The organism is Pseudomonas sp. PDM15 (genome assembly GCF_014851565.1).
Classification (GTDB): Bacteria; Pseudomonadota; Gammaproteobacteria; order Pseudomonadales; family Pseudomonadaceae; genus Aquipseudomonas.
This window is the reverse complement of sequence record NZ_JACVAA010000008.1, coordinates 162154-179215: the sequence shown is the minus strand read 5'-3', so window position 1 is coordinate 179215 and position 17062 is coordinate 162154. Positions and strand designations below refer to the sequence as shown.

Below are 17062 nucleotides of genomic sequence, written 5' to 3'. Positions count from 1 at the left end.
CCAAACGGACAGTTTTCAGGACCTGAAACAGCTCTATTACGGCATTCTTCGAACCGACATCAGGCTGAAATTATTTTTTCAGAGAACAATACAATTGACATGATTTTTTCTTGACCTTAGTTTTGCTGACACAAAACGTGTCACTCACCACCGCCATACACACAGCCAGGCCGCCTCATCTGCGCGGCAGCTGGGGCTCTGGCCCACGAAGCCAGGGCTGAGAGATTCGCCGCCAGGCGAAGCAATGCACCTCACCCGCGAGGGTGGCCAACCATCCGCAACTGGAGTCATAAGATGAACAAGATCGCTCTGCTCGGCGCCCTGGCGCTCTCCGCCTGCGCCACCCTGGCACAGGCCCAGGAAACCCTGCGTATCGGCATCGAAGCCGCCTACCCGCCCTTCGCCTTCAAGACGCCGGAGGGGCAGATCAGCGGCTTCGACTACGACATCGGCAATGCGCTGTGCGCGCAGATGCAGGTCAAGTGCGAGTGGGTCGAGCAGGCGTTCGACGGCCTGATTCCTTCGCTCAAGGTGCGCAAGGTCGACGCCGTGCTGTCGTCCATGTCGATCACCCCGGATCGCCTGAAGTCGGTCGACTTCACCAAGAAGTACTACCACACCCCCGGCAAGCTGGTGATGAAGGCCGGCAGCGAGGTCAAGGACCCGCTGGTGGACCTCAAGGGCAAGAAGGTCGGCGTACAGCGCGCCTCCACCTACGATCGCTACGCCAGCGACAAATTCGCCGAGGCCGGCATCGAAGTGGTGCGCTACGGCTCGCAGAACGAGGCCTTCCTCGATCTGGCTTCCGGGCGTATCGACGCCTCCCTGGCCGACGTGGTGAACATCGGCGAAGGCTTCCTCAAGACCGACGGTGGTAAGGGCTTCGCCCTGGTCGGCCCGGACTTCAACGATCCGAAGTACTTCGGCAACGGCGCCGGCATTGCCGTGCGCAAGGGCGATGCCGCCACCGCCGAGAAATTCAGCAATGCCATCGCCGCCTTGCGCGCCAACGGCAAGTACGCAGAAGTCCAGGGCAAGTACTTCGCTTACGACATCTACGGCCAGTAAGAGCCTGTGCACAGGGGTATCCGGCGAGTCCGGATACCCCTTTTTTCTGCCGACATTCCAGGTAAGCCATGATACGGATCGATCACCCCCTCCCTTGGAACAGCCCCGGCACGCAGCGCCAACTGAGCGTGCTGCAGTTCGGCCAGGGGCCACGCAAGGCCTACATTCAGGCGGCATTGCACGCCGACGAACTGCCCGGCATGCGCGTAGCCGTGGCGCTGCGCCAACGCCTGGCCACGCTGGAGGCAGCCGGGCAGCTACGAGGCCGCATCGAGCTTGTGCCGGTCGCCAATCCGATCGGTCTGGTCCAGGTGTTCCAGGCCACCCATCAGGGTCGATTCGATTTCGCCAGCGGCAAGAACTTCAATCGTGACTTCCCGGATCTGGCTGCGCTGATCACGCCAAAGCTCCACTCGCTGCTGCGCGACGATGCGGCAGATAACCTGGCGCTGATACGCGAGCTGATGGTTGCGGCCCTGCATGAGCTGCCGCCGGCCGCATCCCCCCTCGAAGGACTGCAGCGATTGCTGCTCGGTCATGCCTGCACCGCCGACCTGGTGCTCGACCTGCATTGCGACTTCGAGTCGGTACTCCTGCTCTACGCCCTGCCCCAGCTGTGGCCTCGGTTGTCCGGGTTGGCGGCGCACCTGGGCGCGCAGGCCGCATTGCTGGCCGAGGACTCCGGTGGTCAGTCGTTCGACGAGGCCTGTGCCACACCCTGGCTGAAGCTGGCCGCGGCCTTTCCCGATGCGGCGATTCCCGCTGCTTGCCTGGCCACCACCATCGAGCTGGGCGGCATGGCCGATACCGAGGCGCAGCGGGCCGAGGCCAACGCAGAAGCCATCCTCGCCTTTCTCGCGGAACAGGATTTTATCGAGGGCAGTTGGCCGAACCGGCCCGAACACCAGTGCCCGGCAACGCCTTTCGCTGGCGCCCAGTACGCCTACGCGCCGCACCCGGGCGTGGTCAGCTATTTGCGGCCATTGGGCGCGCGGGTGGCGGTGGGTGATCCCCTGTTCGAGGTCATCGATCCGCTCTCCGGCCAACACAGCATCGTGCGTGCCACCACCGACGGCCTGCTGTATGCCCGCGAACGCCTGCGCTTTGCCCAGCCCGGCCTGTGGCTGGCCAAAGTGGCCGGCGCCATGCCGATCCGCAGCGGCCGCCTGCTGAGCGACTGACGCTGCCGCAGACGCCGCACCATCGGATACACTGCCGCCCCAGCCCATCGACAACGCCGCCGCTCACATGACCCCAGCGCCGAACGATCTGACCGTCTATACCTCCCCGGTGATGCGCAAGCTGGCATCGGCCTCGCCCGACCTGCAGCCGTCCCTGCGCAAGGTGGCCGATTTCATCCTTCGCCATCCGCTGAAGGCCGCGACCCTGACCATCGAGGAGCTGGCCCAGGAGACATCCACCTCCGCCGCGGCGGTCAATCGCCTCGCCCGCGCCCTCAAGCTGAGCGGCTTCAGCGCACTCAAGGCCGCCCTGGTGGCGACCCTGCAGGATCTGGTGTCGCCGGTGGACAAGCTGCGCAACGAAATGGCCCAGCGCCCGGACGGTGCCTTCGGCCTGCACGAGCAGATTCAGGTTGCCAGCGGGAACCTTGGCACGGCCGCGAACAGCAACAGCCCGGCGACCTTCGAAGCCTTCGTCGATTGCCTGATACAGGCCCGGCGCATCTACATACTCGGCTTCGGCAACAGTGCCTACATGGCCGGCCTGGCGGCAGCCAACCTGGTGCCGTACTGCGCCGACGCAGTCGCCATCAGCATGGAGGGTGGCAACGAGAACGCGGCCTATCGCCTGGCCGCCATCACCGAGAACGATGTGCTGCTGGCAATCTCGCTGCCGCGCTACTCGCTGGACACCATCCATCTGGCGCGCTTCGCCAACGAGCGCGGTGCACGCGTACTGGCCATTACCGACTCGCCCGCCTCCCCCCTGGTGCGATTGGCCGAATTGGTTCTTTTCGCTCCCGCCGACCATCCCATGCTGATCAGCTCCAATACCGTGGTGCTGGCACTGATCGAGAGCCTGGTCGCCGCCGTGATGACGCGCAACAAGGAGGCGGTAAAGCTGGCCGCCGAACTCACGGAAAGCGTGCTGTCGTACCTGCACATACCGGCAGAGCAACCGCGCGCGCGCAAGACCATGCGCAAACGCAAGGAATGACCTGAGCGTTCTTGGGTTAGGCCGCAAACAAAAAACGGAGCCTGATACAGGCTCCGTTTTTTGCTTGTGGATGGCTGACTTGGCTGAACGCATTAGCGCTCACCAATGGGCAGCGGAGTGGCCACCGAGGTGTCGTTTCCTCTATCTGAACCCGCCGGCAGTGCTCGCTGGTTGAAGCCTCGACGGCACGCCTAGGCATCGACAGGCTCGCCGACTAATCTTGGTGCTTTGGATAACCGCCGGATAGGAATCTCCATGATCGACGCCAAGCTTCTGCAACTGATGGTCGAAGCCTCGAATGACGGCATCGTCGTGGCCGAGCAGGAGGGAGATGACAGCATTCTGATCTATGCCAACCCCGCCTTCGAGCGTCTGACCGGCTACACCGCCGACGACATCCTCTATCAGGATTGCCGCTTCCTGCAGGGCAGCGAACGTCAGCAACCCGGACTGGCAGCCATCCGCCAGGCGATCCGCGATGGCCAGCCCTGCCGCCAGGTGCTGCACAACTTCCGCAAGGACGGCACACCGTTCTGGAACGAGTTGTCCATCACCCCGGTGTACAACGATGCGGACCAGCTGACCTACTTCATCGGCATCCAGCGCGACGTCAGCGCCGAGGTCGCCGCCCAGGAGCGAGTGCGCGAGCTGGAAGCGCAAGTGGCCGAGCTCAAGCGTCAGCTGGCAGCCGTGAGCAAGTGAACCCTCCCTGGTACACCGGGTAACGATTCGCCGCCGAGCGTCAGCCGCCCTCAATCGTCTGTGGAACCTGACGCTGGCCCCGGCAGCGCGCAGAGCAATAGCGCACCTCATCCCAGCAGCGCGCCCAGCGACGCCGCCAGGCAAAAGGCCGGCCGCAGACCGCGCAGGTTTTCTGCGGCAGGTGGGGCTTCTTCACAGCGCCTCTCCGGCATCCAGGCGCGCCAGCAGCTGCTCGCCACGCTGCCAGAGTGCGCTGACGCGGAACTCGTCCATGCGCTGCAGATTGCGATAGGCCATGGCCATGCGCGGATTGCGGCCGAGGCGATCACGATGACGCAGCAGGAAGTGCCAGTAGAGCGCGTTGAACGGGCACGCATCATCCTCGGTCGCCCGGTCCACCCGGTAGCGGCAGGCGGCGCAGTGATCAGACATGCGCTGGATGTAGCGGCCGCTGGCGCAGTAGGGCTTGGAGCCCAGGTAGCCGCCGTCGGCGTGCATCACCATGCCCAGGGTGTTGGGCAGCTCGACCCACTCGAAGGCATCCAGGTACACCGCCAGGTACCACTCGCAGATGGCAGCCGGGGCGATACCGGCGAGCAGGGCGAAGTTGCCGGTCACCATCAGCCGCTGGATGTGATGGGCATAGCCCAGTTCCAGGGTCTGGCCGATTGCCTGGGCCATGCAGCGCATCTCGGTGCGGCCGGTCCAGTAGAACTCCGGCAGTGCCCGGCTATTGCCGAACACATTGAGCGCGGCATAGTCCGGCATGCGCAGCCAGTAGATGCCGCGCACGTACTCGCGCCAGCCGATCAACTGGCGAATGAAACCTTCGGCCGCGTTGAGCGGCACCCAGCCCTGGCGATGGGCGTTCTCCACGTCGGCGCAGAGCTGACGCAGGTCCAGCAGGCCGATGTTCAGTACCGCACTGATGCGCGCATGGAACAGGTAGGGCTCGCCCTCGGCCATGGCATCCTGGTAGTCGCCGAAGGACGGCAGGGAAAACTCCAGGAAATGCTGCCAGAGCTCCTGCGCCTGCGCGTGGGTCACCGGGTAGTCGAAGCCCTCCAGGCGGCCGTAGTGGCTGGCGAACCGCTCGCCCACCAGGGCCACCACCTCGCGGGTGATCGCGTCCTGCCCGAAACGCGCAGGAAACGGACCCTGCGTACCTTTTGGCAGCGCCTTGCGATTGTCGGCATCGAAGTTCCAGCTGCCGCCCAGCGGCGCACCGTCGGGCTCCAGAAGCAGCCCAGTGCGTCGGCGCATCTCGCGGTAGAACAGCTCCATACGCAGCTGCCGACGATCACCCGCCCAGCGCGCGAACTCCTCGCGGGAACAGAGGAAACGGCCGTCGGCGTGCCAGTTCAGCGGCAGCCCGCTGCTGCGCAGCGCCTCCTCCACCCGCCACTCACCGCATTCGCTCAGGTGCAGCTCCGGCCCGCCCAGGGCGTCGTGCCAGCGGCGCAATTCTCCCGCCAGGCTGCCGCTGTTGTCGGGGGCGTCGAGCCTCACATAGATCACCTGCCAGCCCCGCTCCTTCAGCGCTTGCGCGAAGTGGCGCATCGCGCTGAAGACCAGCACGATCTTCTGCGGATGGTGCGGCACGTAGCGCGCCTCGTCGTTCACCTCGGCCATCAGCACCGCATCGCGGGCCGGGTCTAGGGCATCGAACAGCGACAGATCGAAGCTGAGCTGGTCGCCCAGCACGAGACCGAGGCGGCGTGCGCCGTCGCTCATCACCAGCGCTGCTCCAGCGACAGCGGCAGGCGCAGCGGCTCGATCGCGCCTTCGCGCACACCGCACATCTCGTCATGGACGCAGTGCTGCACCAGCTCGCAGGGCAGGCGCGGTAGGTCCTGCAGCAGTTCGCGGACCTGGGTGGACGAACGCAGGTGCAGCACCCTGCCCTGCTCGTCGCGCAGCGGTTCGAGGCCCGAGGCGAGCCTCGCCTGCAGGATGTAGAAGCCGCCCTCCAGGGACACCACCTCGAGCGCCTCGACCCGCCCCGTCAGCGCGGCTTCGCCCAGTTGCTGCAGATTCATCACCCAGCCCTCCGTCTCGCCGCTTGTCAGTTGTCCGACGCGGGATCGCGGCGGAAGAACAGGGTCACCTGGCCCAGCTCGACACCAAGCTTGCTCATGCTCGAACGGTTGATCAGGGTGTCCTCGTCCATCAGGTACATCCAGTCGTCGAAGTCCACTTCCCAGGTAGCCCCGTCGACGTCGAGGTTCAGTCGGTAGCGCCAGCGCAGGGCATTGCCCGCCACCTCGCCATGGGCCTCGCCGATCACGTCCGCGGCGCGGCCCAGCCAGCGTCCGTCGCCCGCCGGAACCAGGCTCCAGACCCGCTGTTGGCGGGTACCATCGCTATAGAGAAAACGTTCGTCGAGGATCAGCCGCTCGCCCTCGCGGCGACTGGTGATGTCGACCTTGAAGCGCTTGACCACCTCGCCCGAACGGTCCTGGAAAATCCCCCAGGCCTGCACCGGTCGCGAGAAGTATTCCGGCAGGTCCAGCTGCGGACGCTCCGCGGCGTAGTGCTCGACCTCGACGCTGCCGCAAGCGCTCAGCAGCAGGCAGCACAGCAACCAGATTCCGATACGCATCGTCGACCTCCTCACGGGTTTGTCTCGTTGAGCCCCAGCAGCTCGCGACGCAGCTCGGGGTTGCGGGTGCGGGCATCCAGCCAGATGGCGAAGAAGGCGCGGGCGAAGTCGGTGTCCGCCACCGCGTGGCGGAGCTGGTCATCGACATAGAAGCTTCCACCCTTGCCCGGCTGGTAGAGGCCGGTGATGCGCTGGCCCGGCTGGACATCGATGAAGGCCTTGCGCATCTCGTCGTCCCAGGCCGCCAGGCGCGCCTCATCGACCGAGGTGCCGCCCAACCGGCGCATCTCGTCCAGGCTGGCTTGCACCAGGGTGTCGCGCGACAGCTCGCGGCGGTAGATCAGCTCGAGGGCAAAGGGTTGTTCCCAGCTCACGGGAGCCGCAGGACTCCACAGACGAGCCTGGTATACCCGCCAGCCAAACCAGGTGAAGTCCCCCTGGCCAACCAGTGCGGCGCCGGGAAGCTCGGCACGCCAATCCGCCCAGGCCGATGGCGCCGCCATCAGCAACCAGAGCAAGGCGATACGGCGCAACGTAGAAGAGGTGGAAATTGCCCGGACCATGGCGATCCTCCAGGTCTGCACACGCAGACAATACTTATACAAATACGAATTTCTGTATAGGTTCTCAGAGGGTATTCGGTATCTGGTTGTTTATGGCCGCCGTTTGCTGCTGCTGAGATTTTTATTCTTCTAGCTCACACGGATGCCACCTCCGTTCCTTATATGGAACGCTGGAGTCAAATATCGCTATCTGGCGGATCAAAGGTTCCGTATTTAATCTTTCTCACATGCAGCGACAACTGCACGGAAAAACTAAATCAGCCGAACGATTCGGCGCCTGACCTAGAAGAGAGAGCCTTGCCATGACCGTTACCTACAACCGCCTCGACAAAGACAACGCCGCCGTTCTGCTGGTCGACCACCAAGCCGGCTTGCTGTCCCTGGTACGTGACATCGAGCCCGACAAGTTCAAAAACAATGTCCTGGCCCTGGCCGACCTCGCCAAGTTCTTCAACCTGCCGACCATCCTCACCACCAGCTTCGAAACCGGCCCCAACGGCCCGCTGGTTCCCGAGCTGAAGGAGATGTTCCCAGACGCGCCGTACATCGCCCGCCCCGGCCAGATCAACGCCTGGGACAACGAAGACTTCGTCAAGGCAATCAAGGCCACCGGCAAGAAGCAGCTGATCATCGCCGGCGTGGTCACCGAGGTGTGCGTAGCGTTCCCGGCACTGTCGGCCATCGAGGAAGGCTTCGATGTGTTCGTGGTCACCGATGCCTCCGGCACCTTCAACCAGATCACCCGCGACTCCGCCTGGAGCCGCATGACCCAGGCAGGCGCGCAGCTGATGAACTGGTTCGCCGTGGCCTGCGAACTGCACCGCGACTGGCGCAACGATGTGGAAGGCCTGGCCAAGATCTGCTCCGACCACATCCCGGACTACCGCAACCTGATCACCAGCTACAGCGCCCTGACGGCGAAAAAATGATGCGCTTGTGAATGAGCGACGGGACCTGTACCGGCCCCGCCTCAGGTAGTTGCCACGACGAATCCCTAACTTTTCGGAGCTCGCTCCAGAGGGGCGAGCTCGCCACAAAACTATCCAAATGGAGAACTGTGATGACCACTAAGAACAACAACCCGGCAAAGAAAACCGTGAGCTTCGGCGTCGCTTGGGAGGGCTTGTACGGTTATGTCCAAGCGATTCAGGTCAAGGACACCGTCTATCTCTCGGGCCAGTTGAGCCATGACCGCGAAGGCAACCTCATCGCACCGGCTGCGCTGAACGCGGATGGCAAACCTGCTGACTTTTCCATGATGGAAGCGCAGATGCGGCAGACCTACGCAAACATCGTCGACTTGCTCGGTGAATTCGGCGCCACCCTGGATGATGTGGTGGAAGAAACGTTGTTTGTCATCGACGTTCCAGCGGCCTTCGCCGCTGCTGGCAAGGTGCGCAAGGAGTTCTACGGCGCCGAGGTTCCCCAGGTGGCCAGCAACCTTATCGGCGTATCGGGTCTCGCGTTCCCGCAACAGCTGATCGAAATCACCATTCGTGCGGTGGTTGAGTAACCCGAAGCCAGCCAGGCCGGTTGCAAGCAGCCACTTGCGGCCGGCAGCCATCGGCCATAGCCATTCAAGAAGTCGGAGTTCTCATTACATATGATTTTCCGTATATTCGAAAAACCATATGTAATGAGCCTTCACCGTGCTGACCCCACCCGAGTTCTTCAAGTGCCTGTCCGACGAGACGCGCGCCCGCGCCACGCTGCTGATCGCCGAGCACGGAGAGCTGTGTGTCTGCGAGCTCACGTGCGCGCTGGACGATAGCCAGCCGAAGATTTCCCGCCATCTGGCCCTACTGCGCAGCACCGGCCTGCTGCTCGATCGCCGCCAGGGGCAATGGGTCTATTACCGGCTCAACCCCGAGCTACCCGCCTGGGCCGCAGAAGTGCTCAAGCTGACCCTGCGAGCCAATGCCGACTGGCTCGCGACCAACACCTCCCGCCTGTGCAACATGGATGGACGCCCCGTCCGTACCTGCTGCTGATCCTCGTCTCAAGAGTCCGCCATGCTGATCGCCGCTGCCGTCTTTCTGTTCACTCTCGTTCTGGTCATCTGGCAACCGAGGGGCCTTGGCGTTGGCTGGAGCGCTGCGCTCGGGGCCGTCATCGCCCTCGCCGTCGGTGCCGTGTCGCTGCAGGACATTCCCACCGTGTGGGCCATCGTGTGGAATGCCACCGCGACCTTCATCGCGGTGATCATCATCAGCCTACTGCTCGATGAGGCAGGATTCTTCGAGTGGGCGGCTCTGCATGTGGCGCGCTGGGCGGGTGGCAGCGGGCCTCGTCTGTTCGCCTTCTGCGTGTTGCTGGGCGCCGCCGTCTCCGCGCTGTTTGCCAACGACGGCGCGGCGCTGATCCTCACCCCCATCGTGATCTCCATGCTGCTGGCGCTGCGCTTCTCCGCGGCTACCACGCTGGCCTTCGTCATGGCCGCCGGGTTCATCGCGGACACCGCCAGCCTGCCGCTGGTGGTGTCGAACCTGGTCAACATCGTCTCGGCGGACTACTTCGACCTGGGCTTTGCCGAGTACGCCTCGGTGATGGTGCCGGTCAACCTGGTCAGCGTTGCCGCGACGCTGCTGGTTCTGTACCTGTTCTTCCGCCGCGACATCCCGGCGCAGTACGCTCCCGAAGTGCTGAAGGCGCCCGCCGCGGCAATCCGCGACCGCTCTACCTTCATCGTCGGCTGGTGGATGCTGTTGGTACTGCTGATAGGCCTGTTCGCCCTGGAGCCTCTGGGCATCCCCATCAGCGCGGTGGCAGCGGTGTGCGCGGCCATCCTCTTCGCGGTCGCCGCCAAGGGGCATGTGATCTCCACCCGTCGCGTGCTGCGTGAGGCGCCCTGGCAGGTGGTGATCTTCTCGCTGGGCATGTACCTGGTGGTCTACGGCCTGAAGAACGCAGGCCTGACCGACTTCCTCACCCTGGTACTGAACCGCCTTGCCGAACAGGGCCTGTGGGCTGCGGCTCTGGGTACCGGGCTGCTGTCGGCGGCCCTGTCCTCGGTGATGAACAACATGCCCAGCGTGCTGATCGGCGCGCTGTCCATCCAGGCCAGCGACGCCAGCGGCATCGTCCGTGAGGCGATGATTTACGCCAACGTTATCGGCTGCGACCTGGGCCCGAAGATCACCCCCATCGGCAGTCTGGCCACCCTGCTCTGGTTGCACGTGCTGGAACGCAAGGGCATCCGCATCACCTGGGGCTACTACTTCAAGGTCGGCATCCTGCTGACCTTGCCGGTTCTGCTTGTCACCCTTTCGGCCCTGGCCCTGCGCCTGGCCTTCTGATCGTTGCCCACGGGGCACGGGAGCACAGTATGCGAGTTCTCTTCATGTGCACGGCCAACAGCTGCCGCAGCATCCTTTCCGAGGCCATGTTCAACCACCTGGCGCCCGAAGGCTTTGAGGCGGTCAGCTCTGGCAGCTTCCCCAAGGGTCGGGTGCTGCCGCGCAGCCTCACCACCTTGCAGCAGGCCGGCATCTCCATCGAGGGGCTGAGCAGCAAGGGTAACGATGCATTCGAGAGCAATCCGCCGGACATCGTCATCACCGTCTGCGACAAGGCGGCGGGCGAGGCGTGCCCGGTGTACTTCGGTCCGGCACTGAAGACCCATTGGGGCCTGGCAGATCCCTCCGACGTGCAAGGCGACGAGAGCGAGGTGGATGCCGCCTTCCAGGCCACACTGAAGAAAATCGAGCTGCGTTGCCGTGAGTTTCTTGCACTACCTTTCGGACAACTCAGCCGCGATGAGCTCAAGCGCGCGCTGGACATCATCGGAACCCTGTAACGCGTCTTAGCCCTGAAGCCGGAGGATGAGATGACCAGCGCACTGCAATCCACAAGAGTCTCACCCGCCGGGCTTGCCGCTCTCGCCCAGGCACTCCGGGAGGCAGGGCTGCCGGAGGAAGACGTAGCGCTCCCCGCCAGGGTCTTCTATGCCTTCCATCTGGACGGGCAGCCTATTGGCTATGCCGGGCTGGAAGCCCATGGATCAGCCGCGCTACTGCGCTCGGTGCTGATCGCGACCCAGCACAGAAAACGCGGACTCGGCAGCCTGGTGGTCGGCGAAATGGAACGGCTCGCGCGTGACAGCGGGATCGAAAGCCTGCACTTGCTGACCACCAACCAGGCGCCGTTCTTCGAGCGAATCGGCTACTTGCCTACGCCACGCCAGTTGGCGCCAGCCGAGATAGCCGAAACTGCACAGTTCAAATCTCTCTGCCCGGCCTCGGCCAGCTACCTGCGCAAAACCCTCGCGAGAAATAGCACGGCAGGCGACGGGACTGCATGGCAATAAACCATCTGGCGATCGGCCGGGCCTGCTTCGTCGTCAGGGCCGGATCGCTACCCAACGGCTACAACCAGCGCCCGGGAATGACCCTGCTGCTGGCGGATGGCGAACCGCTGGAACTGGAGATCGACGGCCAGTCGGTTGTGTCTGCCGATGCATGGTTGCTGGCCCCGGAGATTCGGCGCCGCTTTGTGCGTCCACAACCACACGTCAGCATCACCGTCGAGCCAAGCCACCCCGCCTACGCGCGGCTACTGCGCTGGGCAAGGCTCAGCCCGAATGCAGCCCATCGTCTCGAAGTAACCACTGCAGACCGAGCACGGCTGGCCGAGGCGGCAACGCAGCAGACGTTCGATGCCTGGCTGGATGGCTTGCTGGCTCACAATCAGCAACCATCGGCCGCCGCCAATCCGCGCCTGGAGCATCTGCTGGCCCTGGTGCAGGAGGCCGATATCGAGACCTCGGCGGAGCAGATCTGGCAGTCCTTTCGCCTGCGCTACCCGAGCACCCAGGCCCATTGCTCGCACTGGCTGCAGGAGTGCATCGGCATTCCGCTGCGCAAGCTGCTGCTCTGGCAGAAACTGCGCCGGGCCCTGGAGGCGCTGAGCGGCGCCCACGGCGCAACCGAGGTGGCGCATGCCGCCGGCTTCGCCGACTCGGCCCACCTGTCACGCATCTGCCTGCGTACCTTCGGACTTCGACCATCGCAGGCCAACGACCACAAAATCCTTCAAGTAAACCGCTTCCCGGATTACTGACACTGAGGTCCTCGCATTCTGAGGAAAGTGTCATGCCCCATCTCGATACCTGGGTCGTCAGCGGCCTGCTGATAGCGCTGGGCAGCCTGGAACTGCTCGCCGGGCGCATGCTGAACAGGCGGCAGCCCGATGAGCTGGCGGTGGATGCCGTCAGCCTTGCCCAGTTCGCCCTGCTGATCAAACCCCTGATCATCGCCTGCAGCGCACTGGCGCTGGCCAGCTGGGTTCCCGGATGGGCCGAGAGTCTCGCGTCGATGCCACTCTGGCAGGCCATCCTGCTGGTGGTCATTCCGGCCGACTTCCTGCACTACTGGTACCACCGCCTGGGCCACACGTTGCCCTTCATGTGGCACATGCATCGTACCCACCACACCGCCACCGCGATGAGCATCAGCGTGGCCTACCGGGAGAACTGGCGCTGGTTCATGTTCATGCCGGACATCTGGTACGCCGGCGTGATGGTCTACCTGGGCCTGGGAGAGGCGGTTCTGATCGGCCATCTGATCTTCGGCTGCGCCAATGTGCTGGTACACAGTGCCTTCGCCTGGGACCGCGGTCTGTATCGCACCCGCTGGTTGTCACCTCTGGCCTGGCTGCTGGAGCGTACCGTACAGCTGCCCAGCACCCACCGCGCACACCATGCCGAGCTGGATGAGCACGGCGACCCGCCCCACCATAACTTCGGCCAGTTGCTGTACATCTGGGACACGCTGTTTGGCACGGCCAACTTCACCCGCGCCCGCTATCCGAAACGCTACGGCATCCCCAATGATCCGGGCGATTCCTGGTGCGTCCAACTGTGGTGGCCGCTTTGCAGATCGAAGAAGCCGGGGAGCGAGTACAGCTAAGCGCGCATGAATATCGCGTACGGCCGGTAGCTGTCCTGCGTGTGCGACGTTTGCCGGCCAAAGACGGAAAAACCAAGCTGCCACGCTTTCGCGCGGGCAGCTTGGCATCCGGTTCGTCCGATATGGCGTGGTGACTATGTTTCAGTCGACCCGCGTGAGCGTGACGTCGATATTGCCGCGGGTGGCGTTGGAGTACGGGCAGACGATGTGCGCTCGTTCAATCAGCGTCTGGGCCTGTTCTTGGTCCATCCCCGGCAAGCTGATGCGCAATTCGACTTCTATGCCAAAACCGTTGGGGATGGCGCCGATGCCGACCACACCCTCGATCGATGCGTCTTTTGAAATGGCCAGTTTGTCGCGGGCGGCAACGAACTTCATGGCGCCCAGGAAGCAGGCCGAATAACCCGCGGCGAACAGCTGCTCCGGGTTGGTGCCCTCGCCACCAGCGCCACCGAGTTCTTTCGGTGTGGTCAGAGCGACGTCGAGTACACCGTCGGAGGAGATGGCGCGACCGTCACGGCCGCCAGTGGCTTCTGCGTAGGCACGATAAGCGATGGTTTGAATCGACATGGTGGTAGTCCTCTAGATTGAATGACGCGCAGCGCGCAGTGATCTTGCTGATTGATCGCCAGTCGCCACCGCTGAGCCAGGAAAGGTGGCGACTGATTCTTTGTTGCCGTTCTACCGCTTAATCCGCGGTCGCTTGCGCCGCTTCGACGATCAGCGCAGCAACTTTCTCAGGGTTGGATGTCATTACCACGTGCGAGGCCCCTGGGACGGTCACCGTCTTTTTCGAGCTAGCGCGCTCGGCCATGAACTTCAGCGCAGCCTCAGGAATGTTCTTGTCGGCCGAACCGTAGATGAACCAGGACGGCAGCTTCTTCCACGCCGGCTCGCCGGATGCTTCCGTCAAAGCGGCTTCGCTGATCGGGCGTTGGGTCGCGGCCATGAGGGCCGCGGCGTCCGCCGGAACATCCGCGGCAAACTGTTGCCCGAATTTGTCCTGCTGGATGTAGAGATCCTTGTTGCCGTCGTCCAGCAGCACCGGCGCGGCCAGGGTCGGGCCGAGGGTGCCGCCTGGGTATCGACCGGACAGCTCGATGGCAGTCTCTCCCTTGTCTGGCGCAAAGGCTGCGACATAAACCAGCGCCTTGACCTTGGGATCTTCGTGCACCGCATTGCTAATCACCGCCCCGCCGTAGGAGTGGCCTACCAGGATCACCGGGCCGGCAGTTTGCTCGACGATGTCGGCGATGTAATCCGCGTCTTGCTTCAACCCACGCAGCGGGTTCGCTGCGGCAATGACCGGGTAGCCCTGGTTCAGCAGCTGAGCGGCTACGCCATTCCAGCTGGAGGATTCGGCAAATGCGCCGTGCACAAGCACTACGGTGGGTTTGGCGGTATCTGGCTGTGCGACGGCGGTTCCACTGAGTGCGATCACCGCTACTGCTGAGGCGATGGTGGTGGACAACAGAGATTTGAAAGTAGGCATGGCCGGTTCCCTTGGTCGATCAGTAAGAGGTGTTGTTGCGTTGACGGGGTCAGTATCTAGCCTTAGCCAGTACGAATAACTACAATTCGTCCTAATTTCTTAACTAATCGTATTTTTATGGTTGATCGACTTGCCGCGCTTCTTGGGCACTTCTCCGTCAGTGCCCGCACTTTTCAAACGGGCCCTCTATGCGGCATCAACGAGCTGGATGGCTCCCTCGCCTATGGGCAATTGCACTTGCTGAAAAGCGGCAAGGCCGAGGTATGGCACGGCAACGCCAGAGCCTATTGCCTCGATGGCCCGACCCTGTTGTTTTACCCGCGCCCGATTGCACATAGGTTTGTCACGAACCAGGAACGTGGCGCCGAATTTGTCTGTGCCCATATCGAATTCGAAGGCGGCGCCGCCAATCCCCTGGCGAACGCCCTACCTGAGTGCGTATGCCTTCCTTTGTCGCAGATGCCCGATAGCGTGCCGGTGCTGACGCTGCTGTTTGCAGAGGCGGAAGCGGCCAACTGTGGGCGTCAGGTCATGCTCAACCGATTGTTCGAGGTGTTGCTCATCCAACTGCTAAGGCAGTTGATGGAAAGCGGCGGTGCCCACGTTGGCCTGCTCGCCGGCCTCGCGCATGTTCAGTTGCGACGCGCGATCGTTGCCATTCATGAAGCGCCAGAGAAGAACTGGTCGGTTGAATCGCTCGCAGGTGTTGCGGGGATGTCCCGCAGCGTATTCGCCAACCAGTTTCGCGACGCGCTGGGTGAAACGCCCGCCGGTTATCTCCAGCGCTGGAGAGTCGGGCTCGTACAGAAATGGCTGAAGAATGGCCAACCGCTTCGATTGATTGCCGAGGAAGCAGGTTACAGCGGAGAGTCCGCCCTTTCGCGCGCATTCAAGTCACAGTGCGGAATCTCGCCCAAGGCATGGCTGCGTCAGCAACGGCTGGGGAAGGAGCAGTAACCATGCGCTCATCTGCAATGCTCAACTGCCGCCATCGGCCAGGAGGGGGCTGCCATGCCAGGGATTGCCTGCGCTAACGATGCGGCTTTGCACTGCCCAAGGTTCCGGGGCCGGCAGCCCCCTTGTGAAGACTGTCATTCGATTGCGCATTGACATATCGGTAAACCTCGATATCCTGAAGCCATGGACTTACTGGAAATTTTCAAAGCGCTATCAAACCGGACCCGTCTCGAGATCCTGAAGGGCTTGAAGGATCCGGTGAAAAGCTTCCCTCCGCAGGACGAGGGTGACGTGCTCACGGTCGGCGTTTGCGTCAGCAGCATCCAGGAAGGCGTGGGGCTGTCGCAGTCGACGGTGTCCGATTATCTCGCGACCCTGCAACGCGCCGGGTTGGTCGAAGTCCGGCGCATCGGCCAGTGGACCTACTACAAGCGCAACGAAGCAGCCATCAGTGCCCTTGCCGAGATGATAGGCACGGAGCTGTAATTTTTTACCTTATTAAATCGATTATTCCCGATATCCCTATTAACAGAAATAAGGAGTCATGATGACCTAGAACGCCGCGATTCTTCGCTCAAATATATCGATATTTCCCAATATCCCTTTTTATAGAAACGAGGTTTTGCAATGAAAGCGATGATGCTCAAGTCCTTCGGTGGCCCGGAGGTGTTCGAACTGCGTGATGTGCCCAAGCCAGTGCCGGGCGCGGGACAAGTCCTGGTCCGGGTACACGCTACCTCCATCAATCCCTTGGATTATCAGGTCCGACGCGGTGACTATTCCGACTTGGTGCCCCTTCCGGCGATCACCGGTCATGACGTCTCCGGCGTTATCGAAGAAGTCGGGCCTGGCGTGACGGCTTTCGTCCCCGGTGACGAAGTCTGGTACACCCCGCAAATCTTCGAAGGCCCGGGAAGTTATGCCGAGTACCACGTGGCGGCCCAAGGCATTGTCGGAAAGAAACCTGCCTCACTAAGTCATCTCGAGGCGGCCAGCCTCAGCCTGGTCGGCGGAACGGCGTGGGAAGCATTGACCGTGCGAGCGGCGCTCAAAGTGGGCGAAAGCATCCTGATACACGGCGGCGCCGGGGGCGTCGGTCATGTAGCAATCCAGTTGGCGAAGGCCATCGGCGCGCGCGTCTTCACCACCGTGCGCGAGGCGAACGTTGAGTTCGCACGAAGCATGGGGGCCGATGTAATCATCGACTACGAAAAGCAGGATTACGTCGACGTCATCAATCGGGAAACGGATGGCTGCGGAGTCGATGTGGTGTTTGACACCATCGGCGGGAACACGCTTTCCCGCAGTCCCGACGCCCTCGCTCAACTCGGCAGAGTTGTCTCCATCGTGGATATCGCCCAGCCACAGAACCTCATTCAGGCCTGGGGCAAGAACGCGAGCTATCACTTCGTTTTCACCAGGCAGAACCGCGGCAAGCTGGATGAGCTAAGCACCCTGGTAGAGCGGGGTCAGCTGCGCCCACAGGTTGGCGCAGTCTACTCACTTGCCGATCTCGCGCTCGCTCATGCGCGGCTGGAGAGCCCCAACAACGGCATTCAAGGAAAGGTCGCGATCAGAGTCGCGCCCTAACTTC

General features: G+C 62.9%; 22 protein-coding genes. 15 read left to right on the top strand and 7 right to left on the bottom strand.

The annotated features are described in order from the left end of the window. The first annotated feature begins 294 nt into the window (after positions 1 to 294). The 4 genes from IB232_RS20970 to IB232_RS20955 all read left to right on the top strand — a co-directional run bounded on the left by IB232_RS20970 (position 295) and on the right by IB232_RS20955 (position 3948). The gene (locus tag IB232_RS20970; RefSeq protein ID WP_192400488.1) at positions 295 to 1068 is read left to right on the top strand and encodes an ABC transporter substrate-binding protein; all 774 of its coding nucleotides are present in this window, start codon (positions 295 to 297) and stop codon (positions 1066 to 1068) included. A gap of 68 nt (positions 1069 to 1136) precedes the next feature. Next, complete coding sequence (locus IB232_RS20965; RefSeq protein ID WP_192400487.1) at positions 1137 to 2249, top strand: succinylglutamate desuccinylase/aspartoacylase family protein; 1113 nt, start codon at positions 1137 to 1139, stop codon at positions 2247 to 2249. Positions 2250 to 2316: 67 nt separating this feature from the next. Then, the gene (locus tag IB232_RS20960) at positions 2317 to 3246 is read left to right on the top strand and encodes a MurR/RpiR family transcriptional regulator (protein ID WP_192400486.1); all 930 of its coding nucleotides are present in this window, start codon (positions 2317 to 2319) and stop codon (positions 3244 to 3246) included. A 255-nt stretch (positions 3247 to 3501) separates the two neighbouring features. Further along, positions 3502 to 3948: a PAS domain-containing protein gene (locus tag IB232_RS20955; RefSeq protein WP_192400485.1), complete on the top strand. Its 447-nt coding sequence runs from the start codon at positions 3502 to 3504 to the stop codon at positions 3946 to 3948. 40 nt (positions 3949 to 3988) lie between these two features. Here the strand turns inward: IB232_RS20955 and IB232_RS20950 are convergent, their stop codons facing one another. From IB232_RS20950 to IB232_RS20930, 5 genes are read right to left on the bottom strand one after another with little or no spacing between them, the layout of a single operon-like run. Continuing rightward, positions 3989 to 4144 (bottom strand): DUF2256 domain-containing protein, encoded by a 156-nt coding sequence (locus tag IB232_RS20950; protein ID WP_192400484.1) that lies wholly within the window; start codon positions 4142 to 4144, stop codon positions 3989 to 3991. Then, positions 4141 to 5682 (bottom strand): cryptochrome/photolyase family protein, encoded by a 1542-nt coding sequence (locus IB232_RS20945; RefSeq protein WP_192400483.1) that lies wholly within the window; start codon positions 5680 to 5682, stop codon positions 4141 to 4143. Before IB232_RS20945 ends, IB232_RS20950 begins: the two co-directional genes overlap by 4 nt. Beyond that, a complete protein-coding gene (locus IB232_RS20940; RefSeq protein ID WP_192400482.1) occupies positions 5682 to 5987 on the bottom strand; it encodes a DUF6482 family protein in 306 nt (101 codons plus the stop codon). The genes IB232_RS20945 and IB232_RS20940 overlap by 1 nt, the downstream gene beginning before the upstream one ends. 26 nt (positions 5988 to 6013) lie before the next feature. Then, a complete protein-coding gene (locus tag IB232_RS20935) occupies positions 6014 to 6550 on the bottom strand; it encodes a DUF3833 domain-containing protein (RefSeq protein WP_192400481.1) in 537 nt (178 codons plus the stop codon). An 11-nt stretch (positions 6551 to 6561) separates the two neighbouring features. Further along, on the bottom strand, positions 6562 to 7113 hold the full coding sequence (locus IB232_RS20930; protein ID WP_192400480.1) for a chalcone isomerase family protein: 552 nt from the start codon (positions 7111 to 7113) through the stop codon (positions 6562 to 6564). 302 nt (positions 7114 to 7415) lie between these two features. On the opposite strand from IB232_RS20930, the gene ycaC reads away from it, so the two are divergent. The 8 genes from ycaC to IB232_RS20890 all read left to right on the top strand — a co-directional run bounded on the left by ycaC (position 7416) and on the right by IB232_RS20890 (position 13019). Continuing rightward, positions 7416 to 8042 carry an isochorismate family cysteine hydrolase YcaC gene (ycaC, locus tag IB232_RS20925; RefSeq protein WP_192400479.1) on the top strand — a complete coding sequence of 209 codons (627 nt, stop codon included), beginning with the start codon at positions 7416 to 7418 and terminating at the stop codon, positions 8040 to 8042. Between the two features lie 131 nt (positions 8043 to 8173). Beyond that, a complete protein-coding gene (locus IB232_RS20920; protein ID WP_192400478.1) occupies positions 8174 to 8626 on the top strand; it encodes a RidA family protein in 453 nt (150 codons plus the stop codon). 136 nt (positions 8627 to 8762) lie between these two features. After that, positions 8763 to 9104: a metalloregulator ArsR/SmtB family transcription factor gene (locus IB232_RS20915; protein ID WP_192400477.1), complete on the top strand. Its 342-nt coding sequence runs from the start codon at positions 8763 to 8765 to the stop codon at positions 9102 to 9104. Between the two features lie 21 nt (positions 9105 to 9125). Beyond that, on the top strand, positions 9126 to 10409 hold the full coding sequence (locus IB232_RS20910; protein WP_192400476.1) for an arsenic transporter: 1284 nt from the start codon (positions 9126 to 9128) through the stop codon (positions 10407 to 10409). A gap of 29 nt (positions 10410 to 10438) precedes the next feature. Continuing rightward, complete coding sequence (locus tag IB232_RS20905; RefSeq protein ID WP_192400475.1) at positions 10439 to 10909, top strand: arsenate reductase ArsC; 471 nt, start codon at positions 10439 to 10441, stop codon at positions 10907 to 10909. Positions 10910 to 10939: 30 nt separating this feature from the next. Continuing rightward, positions 10940 to 11419: an arsenic resistance N-acetyltransferase ArsN2 gene (arsN2, locus tag IB232_RS20900; protein WP_192400474.1), complete on the top strand. Its 480-nt coding sequence runs from the start codon at positions 10940 to 10942 to the stop codon at positions 11417 to 11419. Continuing rightward, a complete protein-coding gene (locus IB232_RS20895; protein WP_192400473.1) occupies positions 11410 to 12171 on the top strand; it encodes an AraC family transcriptional regulator in 762 nt (253 codons plus the stop codon). Before arsN2 ends, IB232_RS20895 begins: the two co-directional genes overlap by 10 nt. A gap of 32 nt (positions 12172 to 12203) precedes the next feature. Then, positions 12204 to 13019 carry a sterol desaturase family protein gene (locus IB232_RS20890; RefSeq protein ID WP_192400472.1) on the top strand — a complete coding sequence of 272 codons (816 nt, stop codon included), beginning with the start codon at positions 12204 to 12206 and terminating at the stop codon, positions 13017 to 13019. Between the two features lie 141 nt (positions 13020 to 13160). Here the strand turns inward: IB232_RS20890 and IB232_RS20885 are convergent, their stop codons facing one another. Both IB232_RS20885 and IB232_RS20880 read right to left on the bottom strand, forming a co-directional pair. Further along, positions 13161 to 13589: an organic hydroperoxide resistance protein gene (locus tag IB232_RS20885; RefSeq protein ID WP_192400471.1), complete on the bottom strand. Its 429-nt coding sequence runs from the start codon at positions 13587 to 13589 to the stop codon at positions 13161 to 13163. Positions 13590 to 13707: 118 nt separating this feature from the next. Further along, the gene (locus tag IB232_RS20880; RefSeq protein WP_192400470.1) at positions 13708 to 14511 is read right to left on the bottom strand and encodes an alpha/beta fold hydrolase; all 804 of its coding nucleotides are present in this window, start codon (positions 14509 to 14511) and stop codon (positions 13708 to 13710) included. A 117-nt stretch (positions 14512 to 14628) separates the two neighbouring features. Here IB232_RS20880 and IB232_RS20875 point away from each other — a divergent pair, with 117 nt between their 5' ends. From IB232_RS20875 to IB232_RS20865, 3 genes are all read left to right on the top strand, one after another. Beyond that, on the top strand, positions 14629 to 15468 hold the full coding sequence (locus tag IB232_RS20875; RefSeq protein WP_192400469.1) for an AraC family transcriptional regulator: 840 nt from the start codon (positions 14629 to 14631) through the stop codon (positions 15466 to 15468). 183 nt (positions 15469 to 15651) lie between these two features. Next, the gene (locus IB232_RS20870; RefSeq protein ID WP_192400468.1) at positions 15652 to 15954 is read left to right on the top strand and encodes an ArsR/SmtB family transcription factor; all 303 of its coding nucleotides are present in this window, start codon (positions 15652 to 15654) and stop codon (positions 15952 to 15954) included. 141 nt (positions 15955 to 16095) lie between these two features. After that, positions 16096 to 17058: a zinc-dependent alcohol dehydrogenase family protein gene (locus tag IB232_RS20865; protein ID WP_192400467.1), complete on the top strand. Its 963-nt coding sequence runs from the start codon at positions 16096 to 16098 to the stop codon at positions 17056 to 17058. Positions 17059 to 17062 lie beyond the last annotated feature (4 nt).